The 21,429-nt window shown below is 63.2% G+C and carries 19 protein-coding genes; 6 read left to right on the forward strand and 13 right to left on the reverse strand.

Features of this window, described 5'->3' with window-relative positions; all coding sequences use genetic code 11:
• Positions 1–153: 153 nt before the first annotated feature.
• A complete protein-coding gene (locus L4G42_RS08505; protein WP_237251354.1) occupies positions 154–1,026 on the forward strand; it encodes an NAD(P)-dependent oxidoreductase in 873 nt (290 codons plus the stop codon).
• Between the two features lie 42 nt (positions 1,027–1,068).
• Here the strand turns inward: L4G42_RS08505 and L4G42_RS08510 are convergent, their stop codons facing one another.
• The 3 genes from L4G42_RS08510 to yghX all read right to left on the reverse strand — a co-directional run bounded on the left by L4G42_RS08510 (position 1,069) and on the right by yghX (position 5,243).
• The gene (locus L4G42_RS08510; RefSeq protein WP_237251355.1) at positions 1,069–1,719 is read right to left on the reverse strand and encodes a GntR family transcriptional regulator; all 651 of its coding nucleotides are present in this window, start codon (positions 1,717–1,719) and stop codon (positions 1,069–1,071) included.
• Between the two features lie 109 nt (positions 1,720–1,828).
• Complete coding sequence (atzF, locus tag L4G42_RS08515; RefSeq protein ID WP_237260756.1) at positions 1,829–3,694, reverse strand: allophanate hydrolase; 1,866 nt, start codon at positions 3,692–3,694, stop codon at positions 1,829–1,831.
• A 661-nt stretch (positions 3,695–4,355) separates the two neighbouring features.
• Positions 4,356–5,243, reverse strand: coding sequence for a YghX family hydrolase (gene yghX / locus L4G42_RS08520; RefSeq protein WP_237260758.1), 888 nt, complete (start codon positions 5,241–5,243; stop codon positions 4,356–4,358).
• A 268-nt stretch (positions 5,244–5,511) separates the two neighbouring features.
• Between yghX and L4G42_RS08525 the strand changes: the two genes are divergently transcribed.
• Entirely contained in the window at positions 5,512–5,943 is a 432-nt protein-coding gene (locus tag L4G42_RS08525; protein WP_237251358.1) for a nuclear transport factor 2 family protein, read from the forward strand.
• 89 nt (positions 5,944–6,032) lie between these two features.
• On the opposite strand, the gene L4G42_RS08530 is transcribed toward L4G42_RS08525, so the two are convergent.
• Positions 6,033–6,917: a LysR family transcriptional regulator gene (locus tag L4G42_RS08530; RefSeq protein WP_237251359.1), complete on the reverse strand. Its 885-nt coding sequence runs from the start codon at positions 6,915–6,917 to the stop codon at positions 6,033–6,035.
• A 117-nt stretch (positions 6,918–7,034) separates the two neighbouring features.
• Here L4G42_RS08530 and argC point away from each other — a divergent pair, with 117 nt between their 5' ends.
• Positions 7,035–7,958 carry an N-acetyl-gamma-glutamyl-phosphate reductase gene (gene argC, locus L4G42_RS08535; protein ID WP_237251360.1) on the forward strand — a complete coding sequence of 308 codons (924 nt, stop codon included), beginning with the start codon at positions 7,035–7,037 and terminating at the stop codon, positions 7,956–7,958.
• A 21-nt stretch (positions 7,959–7,979) separates the two neighbouring features.
• Here argC and L4G42_RS08540 read toward each other — a convergent pair whose 3' ends face one another.
• The 4 genes from L4G42_RS08540 to eat form a co-directional block, all read right to left on the reverse strand.
• Positions 7,980–9,407 (reverse strand): CoA transferase, encoded by a 1,428-nt coding sequence (locus L4G42_RS08540; protein ID WP_237251361.1) that lies wholly within the window; start codon positions 9,405–9,407, stop codon positions 7,980–7,982.
• A gap of 320 nt (positions 9,408–9,727) precedes the next feature.
• Positions 9,728–10,546 carry an ethanolamine ammonia-lyase subunit EutC gene (gene eutC, locus L4G42_RS08545; protein WP_237251362.1) on the reverse strand — a complete coding sequence of 273 codons (819 nt, stop codon included), beginning with the start codon at positions 10,544–10,546 and terminating at the stop codon, positions 9,728–9,730.
• A 34-nt stretch (positions 10,547–10,580) separates the two neighbouring features.
• Positions 10,581–11,972, reverse strand: a complete 1,392-nt coding sequence (locus L4G42_RS08550) for an ethanolamine ammonia-lyase subunit EutB (protein ID WP_237259933.1) — start codon at positions 11,970–11,972, stop codon at positions 10,581–10,583.
• 27 nt (positions 11,973–11,999) lie between these two features.
• Positions 12,000–13,352 (reverse strand): ethanolamine permease, encoded by a 1,353-nt coding sequence (eat, locus tag L4G42_RS08555; protein WP_237251364.1) that lies wholly within the window; start codon positions 13,350–13,352, stop codon positions 12,000–12,002.
• A gap of 434 nt (positions 13,353–13,786) precedes the next feature.
• Here eat and qhpR point away from each other — a divergent pair, with 434 nt between their 5' ends.
• Positions 13,787–14,863 carry an AraC-like transcriptional regulator QhpR gene (qhpR, locus tag L4G42_RS08560; RefSeq protein ID WP_237251365.1) on the forward strand — a complete coding sequence of 359 codons (1,077 nt, stop codon included), beginning with the start codon at positions 13,787–13,789 and terminating at the stop codon, positions 14,861–14,863.
• Between the two features lie 66 nt (positions 14,864–14,929).
• Here qhpR and L4G42_RS08565 read toward each other — a convergent pair whose 3' ends face one another.
• The 5 genes from L4G42_RS08565 to L4G42_RS08585 all read right to left on the reverse strand — a co-directional run bounded on the left by L4G42_RS08565 (position 14,930) and on the right by L4G42_RS08585 (position 18,858).
• Positions 14,930–15,385 carry a hypothetical protein gene (locus tag L4G42_RS08565; protein WP_237251366.1) on the reverse strand — a complete coding sequence of 152 codons (456 nt, stop codon included), beginning with the start codon at positions 15,383–15,385 and terminating at the stop codon, positions 14,930–14,932.
• Positions 15,369–16,016, reverse strand: coding sequence for a DUF6036 family nucleotidyltransferase (locus tag L4G42_RS08570; protein ID WP_237251367.1), 648 nt, complete (start codon positions 16,014–16,016; stop codon positions 15,369–15,371). Before L4G42_RS08570 ends, L4G42_RS08565 begins: the two co-directional genes overlap by 17 nt.
• A gap of 157 nt (positions 16,017–16,173) precedes the next feature.
• On the reverse strand, positions 16,174–18,123 hold the full coding sequence (locus tag L4G42_RS08575; RefSeq protein ID WP_237251368.1) for an AAA family ATPase: 1,950 nt from the start codon (positions 18,121–18,123) through the stop codon (positions 16,174–16,176).
• A gap of 138 nt (positions 18,124–18,261) precedes the next feature.
• On the reverse strand, positions 18,262–18,516 hold the full coding sequence (locus tag L4G42_RS08580; protein WP_237251369.1) for a hypothetical protein: 255 nt from the start codon (positions 18,514–18,516) through the stop codon (positions 18,262–18,264).
• A gap of 78 nt (positions 18,517–18,594) precedes the next feature.
• A complete protein-coding gene (locus L4G42_RS08585; protein ID WP_237251370.1) occupies positions 18,595–18,858 on the reverse strand; it encodes a DUF2790 domain-containing protein in 264 nt (87 codons plus the stop codon).
• A 303-nt stretch (positions 18,859–19,161) separates the two neighbouring features.
• Here L4G42_RS08585 and L4G42_RS08590 point away from each other — a divergent pair, with 303 nt between their 5' ends.
• Positions 19,162–19,902 (forward strand): response regulator, encoded by a 741-nt coding sequence (locus L4G42_RS08590; protein ID WP_237251371.1) that lies wholly within the window; start codon positions 19,162–19,164, stop codon positions 19,900–19,902.
• Positions 19,899–21,239 carry an ATP-binding protein gene (locus L4G42_RS08595; protein WP_237251372.1) on the forward strand — a complete coding sequence of 447 codons (1,341 nt, stop codon included), beginning with the start codon at positions 19,899–19,901 and terminating at the stop codon, positions 21,237–21,239. The genes L4G42_RS08590 and L4G42_RS08595 overlap by 4 nt, the downstream gene beginning before the upstream one ends.
• Positions 21,240–21,429 lie beyond the last annotated feature (190 nt).

Raw genomic sequence — 21,429 nt, forward strand, 5'->3', positions numbered from 1 at the left:
GAATGCTCGGGCACGTGCAATGGGCGGGCACGCTGCTAGAGTGGCGCGGTCCCATTCTTCACGAGGGTGAGCTGCACAGGTCGTGAACGATCTTGCTCGCCCCGTTCGGCGCTACTCGCGCCGTACTCCCATCGTCTACTGGAGCGCATCCCCATGAAAATCGGCTTTCTAGGCCTCGGCAATATGGGTCAGGCCGTGGCTGGCAATCTGTTGAAAGGCGGTCATGAACTGCTGGTCTGGAACCGTTCTCCCGAAGCCGCGCAGCCGCTGGTCGAGCAAGGCGCCACGGCGGTCACCGAGCCTGCGCAGGCGTTCGCCGCCGACGTGGTGTTCAGCATGCTGGCCGACGACAAGGCCTTGCGCGCGGTGCTGCTGGATTCCGGCCTGCTCAAGCAACTCAAGGGGCCGCTGATTCACGTCAACATGGCGACCGTCGCGGTGACCTTCGCCGATGAGCTGGCCGAGCTGCACGCCGCACAGGGCATCGACTACATCGCCGCGCCGGTGATGGGCCGTCCCAACGTGGCCGCCGCCGCGAAGCTGAATATCATGGCTGCTGGCTCCGCTGAAGCCATCGACAGGGTGCAGCCGTTGCTTGACCTGATCGGTAGCAAAACCTGGCGCATTGGGGACAAACCCTCCAGCGCCAATGCCATGAAACTGGCGATGAATTTCATGCTGGTCTCAGCCATCGAGGCGATGAGCGAAGCGGCCGTGCTGGTCACCCGCCACGGTCTGAAATCCGCCGATCTGGTGGAGCTGGCGTCGGGGACGATCTTCCCCGGCCCGGTATACGCCGGGTATGGCGCGCTGATCGGTGAACGCATGTACGAGCCGGCCGCGTTCAAGGCGGTGCTTGGGCTCAAGGATGTGGATCTGGTGCTGGCGGCGGCCAGTCAGGTGTCGGTAGAGATGCCGAGCGCCGAGATGATTCGCGCCCACTTGCAGGACGCCATTGACCATGGACAGGGCGAGATGGACCTGGCGGTGTTGGCGGAAGTGGCGGAGCGGCGTAATCCGCGCTGAGTGCTCTTTGGCTTGCAGTTGATGTGAGGTGCAGAGGTCGGCTCATGGCCGGGCGACGTGGAGCCGGTGCAGGGTGATCTTGCGCACTTCCTGCTTACTGATTTCGATGTGCCGCGTAAGCAGCCGCTGCGCCTGCTCGGTCTGGCGATCGAGCACGCTGTCGAGAATCTGCGCGTGCTCGTCGTAGGTCGCCTCGATGCGCGCCGCCTGGGTGAAATCCAGGCGACGAATGATGCGGATCTTCTCGGTGATCTCCAGGTGCAGGCGCGCCATCTCGGTGTTGCCTGCCGCCTCCAGCAGCGCGCAGTGGAAACGCTCGTCCAGCGCTGAAACCTGCTGGGGGTCTTGCAGGCGCTCGGAGGGCGTGACGAGCCAGGTGTGTTTCAGCTCGTCAATGACCGCATGCCGTTGCAGATCCAGTGCCTGCAGACGCGCCAATGCCGCGCACTCCAGCACGATGCGCACGTCGTAAAGCTCTTCGAAATAGTTGAAATCGAACGCTCTCACCCGCCAGCCGCTGCGGAAATGCACCTCCAGATAGCCTTCGCGCTCCAGCCGATACAGCGCCAGCCGCACCGGCGTGCGGCTGGCCTGCACGCGCTCGGCCACCTCGCCTTCGCTGAAGCGATCCCCCGGCAGCAGACGGAACTCGAAGATGTCTTCCTTGAGCTGCTGATAGATGCGCTCGGCCATGTTGTCCGGGCGCGCTTTGGGTTTCTGTGAAGGGATGATGGCCGGGGTGCTCCGTCGGGTGATGGCTGGGCGTGACGCGGCGACTTTGACGACCGCGTCTTGAGCCCCATCAGGGTTTCTTCAGGCTGCCGATGTACGCGCGCCAACCACCGAAAGCCGTGATGTCCAGCGCGCCGTCAATTGCCCAGGGTTCGCAGATGAAGCCCTTGACGCTGCGACCGTCCTTCAGCGTCAGATTACCGATGCCCAGCGGCGCGGGGATCTCGGCAACGAACTCGCCAAAGCGCGCCAGCGGGATGTCCCACAGCTCCACGATGATCGATGCACCGCCTGCAGATTTCACCAGCCCCGGTTTGGGCGGCACGGTGCCGGGCAAGGCGTAGAGCCGGTAGTCGCCTGAAGTGAGGGTCTGTTCGACGAGCACGGCATCGCGGGTTGTGAGCTGGACGTTTAGTGGCATGCCGGTCAGGTGCGCGCCGACTACGGCAACGCGAACACTGCCGCGCGGTGCAATCGCTGGCGAAGGTGTCGGCGCTGGCGACGCTGGCGACGCTGGCAACGCTGGCGACGCTGGCGACGCTGGCATTGCGCGGCCGGTTGCGCCCATCGGCAAGCCGACGCTTTCCTGCCAGCGCTGGCCAAATTGAGCGAGCGCCGTGTCGTGCCAGGCCGGCGCAATCAGGGTGATGCCCGACGGCAAGCCATCGGCGCGCATACCGGCAGGCAGTGCGAGGGCCGAGAGGTCTGCCAGGTTGGTGAAGTTGGTGTAGAAGCCGAACTGCGAGTTGTACAGCACCGGTTCGGCGGCCATTTCTGCCTGGGTACGCAAAGTGGCGGAAGTGGGCACGACCAGGGCGTCGAAACCGGCCAGGGCGTCGTTGATCTGCCGGCTCAGCGTGGCCCGCAGGTATTCGGCGCGGTAGGCGTCACAGGCGCTGTAGGCCAGACCGCTTTCGACGATGCCACGCACCACCGGGTTGATGGCGTCGTGGTTGGTTTCCAGCATCGAGGTCAAGGCGACTGTGCGTTCGGCGACCCACGGGCCGTAATACAGCTGCTCGGCCAGTGCCTTGAACGGGGCGAAGTCGATGCGCGTGATCTCGGCGCCCATGTCGCTCAAGCGGCGCAGCGCCTGCTCGAACACGGCTTGATTCTGGCTATCGCCGAAGAACTCCAGGGTGTCCGGCACGGCCAGTTTCATAGCGGCGCTAAAGCCCACCGGCGCCGTGCCCGGGTTGTGGCGGGAATAGGCGTCATCGCCATCGAAGCCTTCGGCCAGGCCGACGACCTTTTGGGCGTCGTCCACGGTCAGCGCGAAGATGGAAACGCAGTCCACCGTCTTGCACGCTGGCACCAGCCCGGTGTTGGGCACGCGGCCCTTGGTCGGTTTCAGGCCGACGATGTTGTTGAAACCCGCCGGCACCCGGCCAGAGCCTGCGGTGTCGGTGCCCAGGGAAAACGCAACAAGCCCCCGCGCCACCACCGACGCCGATCCAGAGCTCGAGCCGCCGCTGACGTAATCAGGGTTAAAGCTGTTCGGCACGGCGCCGTAGGGCGAGCGGGTGCCGACCAGGCCGGTGGCGAACTGATCCAGGTTGGTCTTGCCCATCAAAATCGCCCCCGCTGCGCGCAGTCGGGCCACCGCCGTCGCGTCTTTACTCGCGGTGTACGCGAATTCCGGGCATGCCGCCGTCGTCGGCCAGCCGGCTGCGTCGATGTTGTCCTTGATCGCGAACGGCACGCCGTACAACGGCAGTCGGGTGATGTCGCCGTTGACTGCCGCAAGGCGCTCGGCAAGGGCATCCAACTGCTCGCTGATCTGCGCCTGACTGGCCCGGGCGATCCACGCGGTGTCGGTTTCCGGGTAAGCGCCGGGAAGCGACAGCAGCACGTCAGGCGACAACTGCCCGGTCTGATAGGCCGTCAGCCACTCGTTGATCGTCCAGCCGAAATGGGGGGTTTGGAGGTCGTGCATGGGAGGCTTCCATCTTGTATCCAAGTTTGGATTCAACAAAAGCAAAAGCCGGGCCATGGGGGTGAAAGGCCCGGCCGGCCTGGGTGGATGGTTTCTTACTAACTGTTGAAAGAGCCTGCGCTCGCCTCAAAAAAGCACACCGTGCAGGGTTTTGGTGCCGGCTGGCCCACCGCGATCACATGAGCGCGTTCCTACAGCCAGACCGGTGACGCGGAGCGTCAGGGGATGCATTCCCACGCGGAGCGTGAGGAACGATCAAAGTGGTGGCGAACACACTGGCCCCTTCCCGGCTGAAGCCAGTCCCACTAAAAGCAGCGCGTGCCTTTAGTAGGACCGGCTTCAGCCGGGAAGCTTGTGATCTGCTTTTGATCTTCGAGCACAAAAAGCCCAAACACCACAGAACGCGACTTGGGTGCAGGCTGAACGCAGGTCTCGCGCAGTGGGCCGAGCGGCATGGATGCCGCGAGAGCGCCGTCAGGACATGGATGTCCGTTCGGCGCGGGCCCACGGAGCGAGACCGGAGTGAAGGAACCCTGACGAAGGAAGGGCCCAACCAGGAGCAGGCACTTTTGCTTACTTTTGGTGCTTTTCAAAAGTAAGTCGCCGAAGGCGAAACAGTCTGCCCCCAGGCAGACGCTCTTGATCTTCTCCCGGCCTGACCTCAGACCAAATACTTCTTGAACCAATCCACCGTCCGGTTCCACGCCAATGTCGCGGCAGCATCGTCATAACGCGGCGTCGAGTCGTTGTGGAACCCATGGTTGGCCCCCTTATAAATATGAGCCTCGTAGGTTTTTCCCGCCGCCTTCAATGCCGCTTCATACGCCGGCCAACCATCAGTGATCGGCTTATCGAGCTCTGCGTAATGCAACAACAACGGCGCCTTGATCCGGCTGACATCTTCAGCCTTGGGCTGGCGACCATAAAACGGCACCGCCGCAGCCAACTCCGGATAAGCCACGGCAGCGGCATTGGAGACACCCCCGCTATAACAAAACCCGGTGATCCCGACTTTGCCAGTGGAAGCGTGGTGAGCCATCAGCCATTCAATGCCGGCAAAAAAATCGTTCATCAGCTTTTCGGGATCGACCTTCTGCTGCAGCTCGCGGCCCTTGTCGTCATTGCCTGGATAGCCCCCGACCGATGACAAGCCGTCAGGCGCCAACGCGATAAAACCCGCTTTGGCCACACGGCGGGCGACGTCCTCGATGTAGGGATTGAGTCCGCGATTCTCATGCACCACCAGCACCGACGCGACTTTGGCATCGGCCTTCGCCGGCCGCACCAGATACCCGCGCACCTGGCCATGACCCTTGGGCGACGGATAGGTGATGTACTCGGCAATGATGTCCGGGTCGGTGAACTCGACCTGCTCGGCCAAGGCGTAATTGGGGCTCAGCGAGGCCAGAATAGTCGTCGCTGCCAGCCCGCCCACGGCGAACACCGCCGCACGATCAAGAAACTCGCGGCGGTTGATCTTGCCGTGAACGTAATAGTCATAAAGCTCAAGCAATTCCGGGGCGAAATCTTTGGCGGTGAGACGGGTCATCTGTGCGCATCCTCATCGATATGTCAGCGGCCACAGGCGCGAAAGCGAGCGCCTGAACGTGCCGCGCCGAGCCCTCAGTAAAGCAGTATTTCGCCAGCCTGTATCGAGCCGCGCCGCGACAGCGCCCCACGTTCAAACGCTCCCTTTCCAACACGACCGTTGTGAGCTAGCCTGAGCGGCGCAGTTGTACGACGACGTACAAAGCCACTTTTCATCGAAAATGGCCTCTGCATGACGCCTCCATCAACAATAAAAAAGGGATGCACCCATGACCAGACTCAAACTGACCCTCGGCTTCTTGTGCCTGTTTTCAGGCTTCGTGGCCGCCGCCCCCTCTGCCGAAGAGCAAGACGTCGCCAAGGCCGTCGACAAAATGACTCAGGCGATGCTGCACAAGAAGATCGACGATCTCAAAGCACTCACCTCCGACAACGTCACCTACGGACACTCCAGCGGCAAGGTGCAGAACAAGGAAGAGTTCATCGCCGACATCGAAACCGGTCGCAGCGGTTTCAATACCCTGGAAATGAAAAACCAGAAAATCAACATGAACGGCGACGTCGCACTGGTGCGCAACCACTTCTCGGCCGAGGCCGTGAACAGTGGCAAGGTCGTGCCGACCGAGATCGAAAACTTTCAGATCTGGCAGAAACAGAAAGGCCAATGGCTGCTGATCGGCCGCCAGGCGTTCAAGTTCTGACGGGCTGAATGCAGCGTTGTAGCCGACCGCGCGCCTGACAGGATCACGCGCCGGTCGGCGACAGCACGTCCCGCTACATCCCCCCACCGCTACAACGCCTCCAGCTCCTGCAACACTTCCAGCACATACCCGGTCGAGCGTTCGACGCTTCCGGCCCGGTGCGCAATCCCCAACTCCCGCCACAACGCCGGCTGCAACGGGCGCATGACAATGCGGCTTTCCGGCGCGGGCGTGGACGCCTCGTGGGGCAGCAACGTCGCACCATAGCCCGCCCCTACCAGACTCTTGATCGCGTCGTTGTAATTGAGCTGAATGCGCGGCGTCGGCTGCGGCCCCTCACCGGCAAACCACTCGGCCACCTGGCGGGACAGCCGCGTGGTGGCGTCGTTGAGAATCAGCGGCTGACTGGCGAGCCATGACGGCGTGATCACCGGCGGACAGTCCCAGCGCGCCGGGAGAAACGCCATCACCGGGTCGCGCCGCCACGGCTGAATCAACAGACCCTTGACCGGCGCCTGGGGCAGCGCAATCACGCCGATGTCCAGGCTGCCGTCCGTGAGCTTTTGCAGGGTCTGTTGCGACGTCAGCACCGCAACCTGCACGTCGATGCCCGGGTGCAACTGCTCCAGGGTTTCCAGCGCCTGGGGCAGCAATTGCGCGATGACGCCGGTTGACGCGCCCAGTCGAACCCGCCCGGCCAGCCCTTTGACCTGACGCTCGACGTCTTCCAGCGCCTGCTCGGCATCGGCCAGCAAGCGCCGCGCGCGCTCGATCAGCGTGTCGCCGATGGCCGAAGGCTGAACCCGACCGCGGGTACGCGCGAGCAACACGCCGCCCACCCGTTGCTCCAGGTCGGCAATGTGCAGGCTGACCGTCGGCGGCGCGAGATTCAGCACCCGCGCCGCTTCGGCGAACGACCCGTGATCGGCGATGGCCACCAAGGTGCGCAAACGATCCAGACTGATTTCCCGCACAGACGAAGCCCTCCTTCAGAAAAGCTGAAGTGTACCGTCATCAAATTCAACTTTCGCTATCCATGAGTGCGCTTGAAGATGGCGGTCATTGACGACCTGTTGCGGAATCCATAACCCATGTCACTTCCTGTAGTTTTCATCGACGGCGACCAAGGCACCACCGGCCTGCAAATTCACCAGCGCCTGCAAGGCCGCACCGACCTGCACGTGGTCACGCTTGCGGCCGAGCTTCGCAAGAACCCGCAAAGCCGCGCCGCCGCGATCAACGCCTGCGACATTGCCGTGCTGTGCCTGCCAGACGATGCTGCCCGCGATGCGGCAGCGAGCATCACCAACCCGGACGTGCGGGTCATCGACGCCAGCTCTGCGCACCGGACCCATCCCGACTGGGTCTACGGCTTCGCGCAGATGAGTGAAGCGCAAAAACGAAGCATCGCCACAGCCCGCCGTGTCAGCAATCCGGGCTGCTACCCCACCGGTGCAGTCGGTCTGTTGCGGCCGTTGCTGGAGGCGGGACTGCTGCCGCGCGATTACCCGATCAGCATCAATGCGGTGTCGGGCTATTCGGGCAAAGGCCGCGCGGGGGTCGATGAGTTTGAGGGGCCAGATGTCGCGCAGGCGGTGCCTTTTCAGGTCTACGGTCTGAGCCTCGCGCACAAGCACGTTCCGGAAATCCAGCAGTACAGCGGGTTGAGCGAGCGGCCGGTGTTCGTTCCGGCGTATGGCGCGTTTCGTCAGGGCATCGTGCTGACCATCGCGCTGCAAACGCGCTTGCTGCCCCAAGGCGTGACTGGGACGACGCTTCATGCCGCGCTGGCTGAGCATTATCAGGGCAGCAGGTTTGTCGAAGTGATGCCGATGGAGCAGTCGCGCGCGCTGACCGGGATCGACCCCCGCCAGCTCAACGGCACCGATAACCTGCGGCTGATGGTGTTCGAGAACGAGGGCCACGTGTTGCTGGCGGCCGTGTTCGACAACCTGGGCAAGGGCGCGGCCGGGGCGGCGGTGCAGAATCTGGACCTGATGATTGCAGGCCGCTGATGTGCCGTTAAGCCGCGTGGGTCATTGCCATCTGGCATCGGCGCTGCCCAGTGCGCTCGCCGGTAAATCCCAGTGCGTCGGCGTGCCTTCAATCACCCCGGCCGATTTGAGGCGCAGCGCCGGGCCCCACGCGGTGTGCTCGATGGCGTCGGAATAGTCGCTCGGATTCAGCGGTAGCAGCGGTAGCAGCGGTGTAGGCTGCGCCTCGGTTGGGGCAAACGACATCAGCGATAACGCGGTGCGCGCCAGGGATGCCTGATTCTGAACGCCTTGCCCGGTGGTCAGTCGTTGAGTCAGACCGCGCACGGCTGCGGCCGCCATCAAATACCCCGTGGCGTGATCCAGCGCCTGCACAGGCAGCGGCACAGGCCGATCACTTCTCGCTGCGACCCTGCCGGCGTCGGCGATGCCGCAACTCATCTGCACCAGGCTGTCGAAGCCACGTCGCTCGCGCCACGGGCCGGTCCAGCCATACGCGTTAAGCGATACATCCACCAGACCGGGATTGAGCGCGCGGCGGCGTTCGGCGCTGAGGCCCAGGCGCGCCAGGGCATCGGCGCGGTAACCATGGATCATCACGTCTGCTTCGCTGAGCAAGCCCTCCAGCACCGCGCGATCGCCAGGGTCGCGCAGGTCCAGCCGCGCACAGCGTTTACCGAGCACCACCTCCGGCACGGTGCCGGGCTCGTCCCAGCCAGGGGGATCGATGCGCAACACGTCGGCGCCGAACCCGGCGAGAAACCGCGTCGCGACCGGGCCGGCCAGAATGCGCGTGAGGTCGAGCACGCGGATGCCGTGCAAGGGACGTTCACGCGGCACGATCCATTCGGGTCGTGCAGGGTTTGACTGATGCGATGCAGCCGGTCCCGCTGTGGCCTCTACGCGATGCAGCAAGGGTTCGGCAGCGACGGCGCGACCCTGGGTATGATCGCGCCAGGCCGAGGCGCTGCGCATCGCGGCGGCACAACCCCGATTGTCGACCACCGCGCTTTCCAGCTCACTGGCCTTCCAGCGCAGCACGGCCTGACTCACCGCGTCGCGCTCGGGGGCGGTTTTCAGCACGGAGAGTGCGGCCTGACGATGGTGCGGCGCGTTGGTGTGCAATCGAATCCAGCCATCCGCCGCGCGGTAATCCCCCGCCACCGCGTCCCACTGCGCCGGCAGCGACCAGCCTTGGGGCTGAAGTGAGGTCGAGAACCAGAACGAGGCCAGGCGCCGATCAACCGTGATCGGCGGCAGCGTGCCGTGGGCCTGCTCAATCAACTCGGCCACCGCAAGATGCGCGGCAGCGATGGCGGCTGTGGCGAAATCGGTGACCGGAAATGCCGACGCCAGCCCGCCTTCGCCGGTGATCTGAAGATGATCGAGATAGGGGGTTTGGCCGCCGAGGGCTAGCCAGAATTCGTGCAGGAAATGCGTGAAGGCAGGATTCAGGTCGGCGGTGGGCATGGGGCAGCGCTCTCGGGAGTGGTGGGAGCAGCCTAGCAAATGAGTCTAAAAGGGGGGTGACACCGCGCACCTCGTAGGACCGGCTTTAGCCGGGAAAGCGGTGTCTCTGCCTGTGGAGATGCCGCGGATGTGCTGGCCTCTTCCCGGCTGAAGCCGGTCCCACTAAAAGCAACGCGTGCATCCAGTCGCACTGGCGGTGACCTAAGATGTGGGACCGGCTTTAGCCGGGAAGGCGTCAAAGAACACGCCGAATATTCAAGCCGTGCACAAGGTGACGCGGAGCGTCACAGGATGCATGTCCACGCAGCGCGTGGGCACGATCAAGGTCCCAGCAAAAAATTCCCCGGCCGGCCGCCCTCGCCCGCTTCCAGCACCGGCACTTGCGCGTCGTCCTTCAGGCTCACGCCGGACAGTTGCCGGCGCCAGGCTTCGCGCATCAGGTACAGCAACTTGTGCGCCGCCATCGCGTAGCTCATGCCTTCAAGGCGCACGTTGGAAATGCAGTTGCGCGCAGCATCGTTCAGGCCCACGCGCGGCGCGTACGTAAAGTACAGGCCGAGGCTGTCCGGCGAGCTGAGGCCCGGTCGTTCGCCGATCAAGATCACCACCATGCGCGCCTTGAGCAGTGCACCGATTTCATCGGCGACGGCGACGCGACCCTGTTCCACCAGCACCACTGGCGCCAGGCTCCAGCCCTCCGCCGCCGCCATCTCGTCAATACGCTCCAGCATCGCCGGGCTGTGACGCTGCACCGCCAGCGCAGACAAGCCGTCTGCGACCACCAGTGCCAGATCGAAGCCTTCAGGGTGCGCAGCCGCGTAATCCCTAAGGTGCTCAGCCGAAGCGTCGGACAAACGCCGCCCCAGATCGGGCCGTTGCAGATACACATTGCGGTCGGTTGCCGAGCTTTGCAGGGTCAGCGTCTCGCGGGACCGGCCCGCCAGTTGCTCGGCCAGCGCCGCGTGATCGAACGCCAGGTGCACCGCGTCGCGAGCCTGGGCGTGGGCGAACTGGAAATCCAGCTGCGCCGCCGTCGGCAGGCTGGTACCCGCATGCCCGAGGGCGATACGCGCGGAGGTCAGCGAGCGCAACTGCTGCCAGGCATCGGCGTGTGCGGGTGATTTCTTGTCATCGCTCATGGCTCAAGCCCTTATCTGAACTGCTGATCAGCGGCTAATTAAGTTGCGCCAGCGCCTTGCGGAACAGCGGCGGCACGCCCTGCCCCAGCCGCACGCCGCCGTCATCCTGGCGCAGGATGTCCATGCGCGTCAGCCATTCCTCAAACTCCGGCGCCGGGCGCAGACCGAGGGTCTTGCGTGCATACAGGGCGTCGTGAAACGAGGTGGTCTGGTAGTTGAGCATCACGTCGTCCGACCCCGGAATGCCCATGATGAAATTGATCCCGGCGACGCCGAGCAAGGTCAGCAGCACGTCCATGTCGTCCTGATCGGCTTCGGCATGGTTGGTGTAGCAGATGTCGCAGCCCATGGGCACGCCGAGCAGCTTGCCGCAAAAGTGATCTTCAAGCCCCGCGCGAATGATCTGCTTGCCGTTGTACAGGTATTCCGGGCCGATGAAGCCGACCACGGTGTTGACCAGAAACGGGTTGAAATGCCGCGCGACGGCGTAGGCGCGGGCCTCGCAGGTCTGTTGATCGACGCCGTGGTGAGCGTTGGCCGACAACGCGCTGCCCTGCCCGGTTTCGAAGTACATCAGATTAATGCCCAGCGGGCCGCGCTTGAGGCTCAGCCCGGCTTCGTAGCCTTCTCGGAGGATTTCCAGGCTGATGCCGAAACCGCTGTTGGCCGCTTCGGTACCGGCGATGGACTGGAACACCAGATCCAGCGGCACACCCTTCTCAATGGCCGCGACCGAGGAGGTGACGTGGGTGAGCACGCAGGACTGGGTGGGAATCTCGTAATGACGAATGACGCCGTCGAGCATTTTCAGCAGTTCACTGATGGCGCTGACGCTGTCGGTGGCCGGGTTGATGCCGATCATGGCGTCGCCGTTGCCGTAGAGCAGACCGTCGAGCACGCTGGCGGCGATGCCGGCCGGGTCGTCGGTGGGGTGATTGGGTTGCAGCCGGGTCGACATGCGCCCACGCAGGCCGACGGTGTTGCGAAAGCGAGTGACGACACGAATCTTCTGCGCCACCAGCACCAGATCCTGCACGCGCATGATCTTCGACACCGCTGCTGCCATTTCCGGGGTCAACCCCGGCGCCAACGCCTTGAGGCTGACTTCAGTGGCGTCGTCCCCCAGCAGCCAGTCGCGAAAGCCGCCGACCGTGAGATGGCTGACCGGGGCAAAGGCCGCGCGGTCATGGCTGTCGACGATCAAGCGGGTGACTTCATCCTCTTCGTAGGGAATCAGCGCTTCGGTGAGGAACTGCTTGAGCGGCACGTCGGCCAAGGCCATCTGCGCCGCCGCACGTTCGGCATCGCTGCTGGCGGCCACTTCTGCCAGGAAGTCGCCGGAGCGCGCAGGGCTGGCCTTGGCCATGAGTTCCCGCAGGCTGTCGAAGCGCCAGACCATGCCACCGATGCTGTGGGAAAAACTCATGCACACCTCTTTTATCGAACCGCGTGATTAACCGGTGACCGCGACCGCCGCACTGCGCCCGCGGACCATTTTGCAGAACAGCGCGCCCACGGCCATCAGGCAGATGAATATGGCGCAGATCAGCAGGTTGAACCAGACCATGGCGACGAGGCACACCACCGCCAGCACCAGGGCGATGCCCGGCACGACCGGATAACCCGGCGCGCGGAAGCTGCGCTCGAGGTTCGGTTCGCTGCGGCGCAACTTGAACAGGCTGAGCATGCTGATGATGTACATCACGATAGCGCCAAACACCGACATGGTGATCATCGCGGCGGTCAGCGTCATGCCCTGCAGGTTGATCACGCCGTCGCTGAGGATCGCGATGATGCCGATCACACCGCCCGCGAGGATGGCGCGGTGCGGCGTCTGGAAGCGCGACAGTTTCGCCAGGCTCGCTGGCAGAAAGCCCGCCCGCGCCAGGGCGAAGAACTGCCGAGAGTAACCGAGGATGATGCCGTGGAAGCTGGCGACCAGACCGAACAGGCCGATCCACACCAGCATGTGCATCCAGTTGGAGTTGCCGCCAACCACGGCTTTCATTGCCTGTGGCAGTGGGTCATTGATGTTCGCCAGCGTACGCCAGTCGCCCACGCCGCCAGCGAAGATCATCACGCCGATCGCCAGCACAACCAGGGTCAGAATGCCGCCCACGTAAGCACGCGGGATGGTGCGTTTCGGGTCCTTGGCCTCTTCGGCCGCCATGGCCGCGCCTTCAATGGCGAGGAAGAACCAGATGGCAAACGGGATCGCCGCGAACATGCCGCTGACGGCCGGCAGGCTGAAGGTGTCGGAACCGGCCCAGCCACCCAGGACGAAGTTACTGAAGCTGAAGCCCGGCGCGACAACGCCCATGAACACCAGCAGTTCGGCGACGGCCAGGATGGTGACCACCAGTTCGAAGGTCGCGGCGATGCTTACGCCCAGGATGTTCAGGGTCATGAACACGAAATACGCGCCGATGGCCGCGATCCTTGGATCAAGGGACGGGAATTGCACGTTGAGGTAGGCGCCAATCGCCATGGCGATGGCCGGCGGGGCGAAGACGAATTCGATCAGCGTCGCAAGGCCCGCGATCATTCCGCCGGTCACGCCAAAGGCACGCAGGCTGTAGGCAAACGGCCCGCCCGCATTGGGAATCGCGGTGGTCAGCTCGGTGAAACTGAAGATGAAACAGGTGTACATCACCGCGACCATCAGCGTGGTCACCAGAAAGCCCAGCGTCCCGGCGGTGCCCCAGCCGTAGCTCCAGCCGAAATATTCGCCGGAAATCACCAGGCCCACGGCCAGTCCCCACAAATGCAGGGTTCCCAAGGTCGGTTTGAGTTGTGAAGCAGTCATGAGCGTGTACCCCGGTAGCCAGGCGACGGTATTTGTCTGACGTCGAGCATAGTCACAGCTGACAGGCCAAGGCTTGACCGTACGGCGCGCAGTATGTCATCTGCGGTCAAGTTTTCCGTCTATCTGCCGGGGGCGCGCCAAGCTGGCGCGTGAAAAGCGCCCGGTGCGTTATTGAAGGTCACAAAATGCCGATGTTCCTTGACCGGCGTGGCACCAGACTTCCCGTTTTCCGGGGCAGCAGATGAGTCGCGGGGTAGCAACAAGCCCCCTGTAGGAGCGCGCTTGCCCGCGAAGACCTCGGTGCATTCAACACATTTTTGCCCGATGACCCGGAAATCGCGGGCAAGCGCGCTTCTACAAGATGCTGACCGTGGGCACAAGGTATGACATTTGCTTGCACGATAGGCATACACACCGTCAGAGCCGTCATCCCTATGCTCCAGACCCTCGTCCCCGCCGCCGCATCGAATACGCCCGCCGCCAGCAATCGCGGCGTGCTGTCGGCTGCGGCCAACGGGCTCGATGGCTTTATCGTGCAGCACGGCGGTGATCTGGACCGGGTGTTCGGCCGCGCCGGCATCGACCCCGAGCAGCTGCTGCACCCGACCCTGAGCCTGCCCCTGACCAACTACTGCAAAGTGCTGGAAGAAGCCGCGAGCCAGACCGGCTGCGACAATTTCGGCCTGCGTTACGGCCAGCAATTTAGGCCCCAGGCGCTGGGTCTGCTGGGCTACATCGGCCTGTGCTCGGCGACGCTTGAAGACGCGCTGATCAACTTTTCCGCCGCCTTCCCGTTCCACCAGCACAGCACGCTGATCGAACTGGTCGATCAAGGCGAGTGCTACCGCTTCGATTATCAGGTCCGCCACGGCGCGATCAACGAACGCCGCCAGGACGCCGAACTGACCATGGGCATGGCGCTGAATCTGGTGCGCCACGTGTTGGGCCCGGACTGGGCACCTCGCCAAGTGGCCTTCGAGCACGCCCAACCCCAGGGCTGGCACGAGCACCGCGACGTATTCCGCGCTGACGTGTGTTTCGGGCAGGGCTGCAATTCACTGCTGATTCCCAAGCGCGACGTCGTGGGCAAAGCCATGCCCGGCAGCGACCCGGTCCTGCTGATGCTGATCAAGGACGCGATCCGTCAGCTGGGCGATAACGGCAGCGGCACAGGCAACGGCCACGAGGCCACGCTCCTCGACCGCGCCCGCCAGACGATCCTCGCCACCTTGCACCTGGGCGAACCGGCGCTGGACGACATCGCCCACACCCTCGGCCTGACCGAATGGACCCTGCAGCGAAAACTGCGCGAACGCGGCATCAGCTTCACGCAGCTGGTCGACCAGATCCGCCAGGACTCGGCCCTGAGCCACCTCAAACAGCAGAACCTGAGCATCACGCAACTCGCCTCGCTGCTGGGCTACTCGGAAACCAGCGCGTTCTCGCGAGCGTTCAAACGATGGTTTGGGGTGAGTCCGAAGAAGTGGCGTGGTGGTGACTGCCGCGTTTGATAGTCCGCTTTCCTGGACTCCCTCCCCGCCAAGAATCGGACTCAGCGTGGATTAGCGGGGTGCAGGCTATTCGAAAGCCGAGTTGCGTCCGGCCGCGTAATGCCGCGTCTGATAGGGCAGCAGCGTCTGTACTTTCATCCCTAGACCCTCGCTAAGTCCCCATGACACCGCAAGCTCGTCCCGACGGTCACGCAGGCGAGTCTCCGCAATTTGCGGGCCGTCGCCCTGACGCGGGAAACGCTGCATGAGCAAACTCAGCGCGTGCAAGGTTTCGCGCACCCGTTCGTCAGTCGCACAGGGGAACCGGGTCAGCTTTTCCAGAAGATACCCCACCCGACGCGCCGCCAGCTCGCCAGGATTGCTCGCGAGAAATCTGCGCAGTTCTGACTCCATGCTTGAGTGCTCGTACCACACCTCCTGAGCCAGACTCACCAACGTGCCATCATCGGCCTGACTCAGCGGGTGATCAGCGAGTCTGGCCATCGCTTCGGAAAGTAAGTGGCGCTCAACCGGGCTGTCCATCGGTGGTCTCCAGATAGTCCTGCAAAATATTGGTCAGGATGGATGTGGGAGGTTCGTGATTGCCAACATAGCAATCAATGGCCTGCAGGGCCAAACGCTCAAACTCGGCAGCAAGGATGAAACCGGTACGCAGCAGGGCGAAAATATCGCTGATGTCCTGCTCAGTCCCGCGTCCGAGCTTGGAAATTGCGAGATCGACCGGCGACGCTATCAGAACGCTTAATGGCGACAGCGGCCCGAATGCATCAAGCGGCACTCCGCGTTCCAGATAGTCCTCATGCAAGGGGCCTAATCCCGAGGTGAAGTTGAGGTCATAAGACAATTCAACTATACGACCGCTTCGCTCATCCACGAATGTCTGGGGGACAGCCGCCAGCATAGCCTGCAAATCCATGCTTGAAGGCCACTCGGGCGCAAAGAACTCTGCATCGACATCACTGGATACCCGATGACTTGTGTACAAATGCACTGCGCATCCACCAAAGATAACGACGGTAAGCGCCGCACTCGGGGCATTCTCACAAGTCAGTTCGCTCTCGACCGACTTGAACATGGTCACCAATGCTCTTCCCAGCGCGGTGTCGCAATTAAGGATGGCAGGCCGTACATCATAGACAGCGCTCTTGTTCACGGTTCGTCCCTGGATCGCTAAGAGGTCGATCAGAAATTTACCGATGAATGAGCTGTTATGAAGTCAGCGTGGATCGTTCCTGTATGTAGGAACCGCCGGAAATACGCGAAGGTAATCCCGTTTAAACCGGATCGTTACCAAGAGAGTTGTCCGCCCTCTACTTACGCCCCAAATCCTGCAACCAGTCATTCATGTTCCCCGGCAGCAGCAGTTCGTGCCGGGCGCGGGAGCTGGCGGTGTAGAGCAGGGAACATACGCTGGCGAGGGAATGCGTCGAGCCCTCGCGCGGTGGGCGCATGAGGTCGCGGGAGAGCAGCACGGCGTCGAACTCCTGGTTCTTCACGTCTTCGACTTTCGCCAGTTTGAGGATGGCGGCCGGGTCGTTGCAGAAACGCTGGGTGGTGTCGATGAAGTCCTGCAGCCGGTTGCCCTGCCCGAGCCACTCGTGCATCGCCTTGAATTCATGGCTGCCGCCCATGGCCGAGGCCAGCGCGTCCCAATAGGCGTAGCGGAAGATCAGCCGGTGCTGTGGGCGCAGGTCTTCGCGGTAGAGCAGGTCCAGGCCTTTGACGAACAGCGTGAGATTTTCAAGGGTGCGCGCGGGCATTTCAAAGCGGGCGCCTGCTTCGGTCAGGCGCTTGAACCAGGCAAACAGCCCCCATTCGTTGGCGACCAGAATGGTGGTGGGCTTCTCCGGAATAGGCATGACGCCGTGGCCGATGATCCGCGTCGGGTGAGGGGCGCGGCCGACGAAGCCTTCTTTGATGTCGCTGGGGTGCAACTGAATCATCGGGTTGAGCACGTCGGCCATTTGCTTGCCGGCGCGAATCGACTGGGTCATGAAGCGCTGGCGAATGAAGCCGCCATGGCGCGGGGTCTTGCCGCTGAGTTGCTGGAATTCGTCGCCCAGCGTGATGACCGCCTGGGGGCTGCGGTCGAGGATCTGCACCATCGGCGCTGTCAGTTCGTGGCTTTCGTCAATGATGATATGGCTGTAGTTCTCGGGGATCACTTCACTGGTCAGCGCCAGAAACTTGATCCGGTGGCTGTTGCGGATCGGCAGACGAATGTGCGGCGCCGACGGCCTGACCGTCTCGCGCCAGAGCAGGCGGCTGTATTCCAGCAGCAGGGCGATGTCCGCCTGACTCGCTGCATGCCCCAGTGACGGCAAATGCCGCGCCTCGATGTTCGGCAGCGGCGACAGGCTGAAACTGTGCACGGTACTGCGGCAGACCCGCGCCACCTCCCGCGGCTGCAGTTTGCCCACCGCTTGCAGGTTCAGCCACTGCGCCACTTGCCGGTCATCGACCAGTGAGCTGGCGCCGGTGCGCTGAATGTCGGTGTTGCGCCAGCCGCGCGCCGTGAGATCGCGGTTAAGCAGCAGGTTGGCCATGTGACCGAAGGTGCACGCGTTGATTCGCGCGTCGGGGTTGGCCTGACGCACCCGAGCCTGAAGCGCGGCCACCTGGCCCGGAAACGTCGCCATGAGCAAGGTCTTTTCCGGGACCAGGACCTCGAAGAACTTCGCCAGCAGGTACGTCTTGCCCACCCCGGCATAGGCCTGCAGGTGGAACGACTCTTCGTTGCAGACCTTGAACTCGTCGAAGATCCGGCTCTGCTGATCACTCAGACGCAGGACGTCGCCGGACGGCATCACGACCTCGCGGGTCAGCGGCTCCAGTGTGGCGCGATGGCGCAGGCCAAAGCCGAAGTCCCACTGCCCTTCCCCGTCGAGGTAATCCTGCTGCTCGATGTCAGCGTTTTCGAGCAGACTGACGCCGGCGATTTCAAGCACCGAGAGCCCTGCGGCCAGATGTTCGGCGGTGAACCTGCCGCGCACCAGATCGGCAAACCGGCCGCCTGCTTCTTCAACGGAAGCGGCCGCGCGCAGTACATCATCGAGCATGCGTTCGAGCTGTTCGACGGCGGTGTGTTGCGCGACGAGTGCATTGAGATTGAGCAGCAGCATCAGTGCAGCGAGTTGGGGGCGGCCCGCCTGGCTCAGGAAATCGTCCAGCGATTCGTCAGCGGCCAGGCCTTTGCACACCTCTTCGGTCAGGGGCAGAAACAGCGACGGCGGTGGCGCGAAGGCAGCGGGTGATCTCATTGCGGGCGTCAGGTCCTGAGCGGCGCGTGGGCGCGGGCAGTCAAAAAGGAGCACAGCTTACTCCTGCCGCCCGATCACCGCCCACTTGCGTGTCGCCGTTACCACGGACGGCCCGAAAGACCGCCGTCTACTCGGGCCTCACACCCGGCTCTGCTGCTCACCCGCCATGCCCGAACGGGTGTGTTCGGAGCCGCCTTCCGCGACCATCTGCCCGCGGCTTTCGATCCACATCACCAGCGGCGTTTTGTCGGAGCCGTTTTCGGCGACTTTCGGCGCGAGCTGGAAGCAGGTGCGCTCATCGGCGCCGGTGTGCTGCACGGCTGCGTTGGCGTGCACAGCGAAACCGGCGAGTGCGAAAGCAACGGCGGACAAGGTGGTCTTGATCGGTGTCATGGTGTGATCCTCACAAAATCTTCAACGGCAATGAGCGAACCGGGCGGCCGGTGACACGTCACCCGCTTGGGCCTGGACTCAGTTGTCCTGCGGGCAGTTCTGGGCAACGGTTTCGTAGTTCAGAGTCTGCTGCTGACCTTGGGAATCGAGGTAGCGCAGGTGGGCATTGACCACGCCGCAGGTCGGGGTTGAATCGACTTCGGTGGACAGGGCCTTGGCGATGTCCAGGTGCTCGCCGTACATGTAGTTGTGCGGTGGAGCGACGGGCTGGGCTTGTGCGGTCAGAGCGCCGAGGCTCAGGGCGGCAAACAGGGTGGCGATGCTGAGGTTCTTCCAGTTCATGATGTTCTCCGGTATTCAAAGGGTCATTCGGTCAGGGTTCGAGGCGGTGTATGTCTGTCGTCTCGATGGGTCCCATTGAACGCCCCACAGGTATCTCGCTTGTGTCGCGAACGGCCGGAAAATCATCCTTACGTGTCAGAGCCCGCTGCAGATACACAGCGATACATTCGCGCCGAAAAACTCGCCTTTTGCATGCGCATGTATGCCCGGCAGCGCCAGATACAGTGGAATACAAACCCCGGCAGGCAAGTCACGCGTGACTGGTTAAGATGTGCCACACACATGAATACGGGAGCTGCGGCAATGGAGCACGTCGATCACATTCTGATTGTCGATGACGATCGCGAGATTCGAGAGCTGGTGGGCAACTACCTGAAGAAGAACGGCCTGCGCACCACGGTGGTGGCGGATGGCAGGCAGATGCGTTCGTTTCTGGAATCGACGCCCGTCGACCTGATCGTGCTCGACATCATGATGCCGGGCGACGACGGCCTGCAGCTGTGCCGCGAGCTGCGCACCGGCAAACACAAGACCACGCCCGTGCTGATGCTCACCGCCCGCAGCGACGAAACCGATCGCATCATCGGCCTGGAAATGGGCGCCGACGACTACTTGGTGAAACCCTTCGCGGCCCGGGAATTGCTGGCGCGGATCAACGCCGTGCTGCGCCGCACCCGCATGCTGCCGCCCAACCTGATCGTCACCGAAGCCGGTCGTTTGCTGGCCTTCGGTAAATGGAAGCTGGACACCACCGCCCGCCATTTGCTCGACGCCCAAGGCACCGTGGTCACCCTCAGCGGCGCGGAATACCGCCTGCTGCGCACGTTCCTCGATCACCCGCAGCGGGTCTTGAGCCGCGATCAATTGCTGAACCTGACCCAGGGCCGCGACGCCGATCTGTTCGACCGTTCGATCGACTTGCTGGTCAGCCGTCTGCGTCAGCGCCTGGCCGACGACGCCCGCGACCCGGCCTACATCAAGACCGTGCGCAACGAGGGTTACGTGTTTACTTACGCCGTGGAAATTCTCGGGGAAAGCCCATGAAGCTGAGCTTCGGATGGCCGCGCACCCTGGCGTCACGGCTTTCGTTGATTTTTCTGATCAGCCTGGTGCTGGCCCACGGGTTGTCGTTCGGCCTGCAATTCTACGAGCGCTACGAGAGCGCGATGACCACGATGCTCGGCAATATGGAACGCGACCTCAGCACCACCGTCGCCGTTCTTGAACGCCTGCCAGCCGACGAACGTCAGGCCTGGCTGCCACGCCTCGAACACCCGACCTACGGCTACATCCTCGGCGCCGGCCAGACCGGTACGCCGGTGGACATGGACAAGGCGCCGATGTCGGTGCATTCGATGCAGGACAGCCTGGGTCACGATTACACACTGACGTTCAATAACATCGCTGACAGCCGCCCGCACTATCAGGCGCATCTGACGCTGAAGGACGGCAATCCGCTGACGATTGACGTGCGCCCGCAGATCACGCCGCTGTCCCCCTGGCTGCCGTTGTTGTTGATCGGCCAACTCGTGCTGCTGTTTGTCTGCACCTGGCTGGCCGTACGTACGGCGATCCGTCCGCTGACGCGCCTGTCCCACGCCGTCGACAACCTCGACCCGAACGGCGAAGGCATTCGCCTGGATGAAAGCGGCCCAACCGAAGTGGCCTTTGCCGCTGTCGCGTTCAACACCATGCAGCAACGGATCTCGACGTACGTGAAGGAGCGCATGCAACTGCTGGCGGCGATCTCCCACGACCTGCAAACCCCGATCACCCGCATGAAACTGCGCGCGGAGTTCATGGACGACGGTATCGAGAAAGACAAGCTGTGGAGCGACCTCAGCGAGATGCAGCACCTGGTCCAGGAAGGCGTGGCGTATGCGCGCAGCATGGACACCTCGGCCGAGACAGCGCGGCGTGTGGACATGGATTCATTCCTCGACAGCCTGGTGTTCGACTACCAGGACGTCGGGCGCGACGTGCAATTGAACGGCAAGACCGGCGCGGTCATCGACACCCGCCCCCACGCCCTGCGCCGGGTATTGGTGAACCTGACTGACAACGCGTTGAAATTTGCCGGAGCGGCGGAGATTCACGTGCAGACCCACGCCGACCAGAGCCTGACGCTGCACGTGCTGGACCGCGGCCCCGGGATTGCCGAAGGGGAATTGTCGGAAGTCATCAAACCCTTCTACCGTGTGGAAAGCTCACGCAACCGCGACACCGGCGGTACCGGGCTGGGCCTGGCGATTGCGCAGCAATTGACGATTGCACTGGGCGGCACGTTGAGTTTGACCAATCGGGAAGGTGGCGGGTTGTGTGCGCAATTGAAGCTGCCCGCGCGGATAGCAACGGGGGCGTTGAAGATCACGGATTTGTAGACGGTTGTTGATCGCCCCAAGCTCCGCGTGGTGATGCATCCCGTGACGCTCCGCGTCACTTCGCCAGGCTTGAATGTGCGTCGTCTGGTGGACGCAGAGCGTCCGGGGCGGCGTTACCACGCAGAGCGTGGGAACGATCGAATGTCAGCGTCTGAACGGGCCTCTTCCCGGCTAAAGCCGGTCCTACAAC

The sequence above is a fragment of the Pseudomonas petrae genome (assembly GCF_021728295.1).
Lineage (GTDB): Bacteria > Pseudomonadota > Gammaproteobacteria > Pseudomonadales > Pseudomonadaceae > Aquipseudomonas > Aquipseudomonas petrae.

Bases quoted from the DNA above. Each gene is read 5' to 3' on its own strand.
- L4G42_RS08505 (WP_237251354.1), top strand. From the start codon at position 154: ATGAAAATCGGCTTTCTAGGCCTCGGCAATATGGGTCAGGCCGTGGCT.
- L4G42_RS08510 (WP_237251355.1), bottom strand. From the start codon at position 1,719: ATGGCCGAGCGCATCTATCAGCAGCTCAAGGAAGACATCTTCGAGTTC.
- atzF (WP_237260756.1), bottom strand. From the start codon at position 3,694: ATGCACGACCTCCAAACCCCCCATTTCGGCTGGACGATCAACGAGTGG.
- yghX (WP_237260758.1), bottom strand. From the start codon at position 5,243: ATGACCCGTCTCACCGCCAAAGATTTCGCCCCGGAATTGCTTGAGCTT.
- L4G42_RS08525 (WP_237251358.1), top strand. From the start codon at position 5,512: ATGACCAGACTCAAACTGACCCTCGGCTTCTTGTGCCTGTTTTCAGGC.
- argC (WP_237251360.1), top strand. From the start codon at position 7,035: ATGTCACTTCCTGTAGTTTTCATCGACGGCGACCAAGGCACCACCGGC.
- L4G42_RS08540 (WP_237251361.1), bottom strand. From the start codon at position 9,407: ATGCCCACCGCCGACCTGAATCCTGCCTTCACGCATTTCCTGCACGAA.
- eutC (WP_237251362.1), bottom strand. From the start codon at position 10,546: ATGAGCGATGACAAGAAATCACCCGCACACGCCGATGCCTGGCAGCAG.
- L4G42_RS08550 (WP_237259933.1), bottom strand. From the start codon at position 11,972: ATGAGTTTTTCCCACAGCATCGGTGGCATGGTCTGGCGCTTCGACAGC.
- eat (WP_237251364.1), bottom strand. From the start codon at position 13,352: ATGACTGCTTCACAACTCAAACCGACCTTGGGAACCCTGCATTTGTGG.
- qhpR (WP_237251365.1), top strand. From the start codon at position 13,787: ATGCTCCAGACCCTCGTCCCCGCCGCCGCATCGAATACGCCCGCCGCC.
- L4G42_RS08565 (WP_237251366.1), bottom strand. From the start codon at position 15,385: ATGGACAGCCCGGTTGAGCGCCACTTACTTTCCGAAGCGATGGCCAGA.
- L4G42_RS08575 (WP_237251368.1), bottom strand. From the start codon at position 18,123: ATGAGATCACCCGCTGCCTTCGCGCCACCGCCGTCGCTGTTTCTGCCC.
- L4G42_RS08580 (WP_237251369.1), bottom strand. From the start codon at position 18,516: ATGACACCGATCAAGACCACCTTGTCCGCCGTTGCTTTCGCACTCGCC.
- L4G42_RS08585 (WP_237251370.1), bottom strand. From the start codon at position 18,858: ATGAACTGGAAGAACCTCAGCATCGCCACCCTGTTTGCCGCCCTGAGC.
- L4G42_RS08590 (WP_237251371.1), top strand. From the start codon at position 19,162: ATGGAGCACGTCGATCACATTCTGATTGTCGATGACGATCGCGAGATT.
- L4G42_RS08595 (WP_237251372.1), top strand. From the start codon at position 19,899: ATGAAGCTGAGCTTCGGATGGCCGCGCACCCTGGCGTCACGGCTTTCG.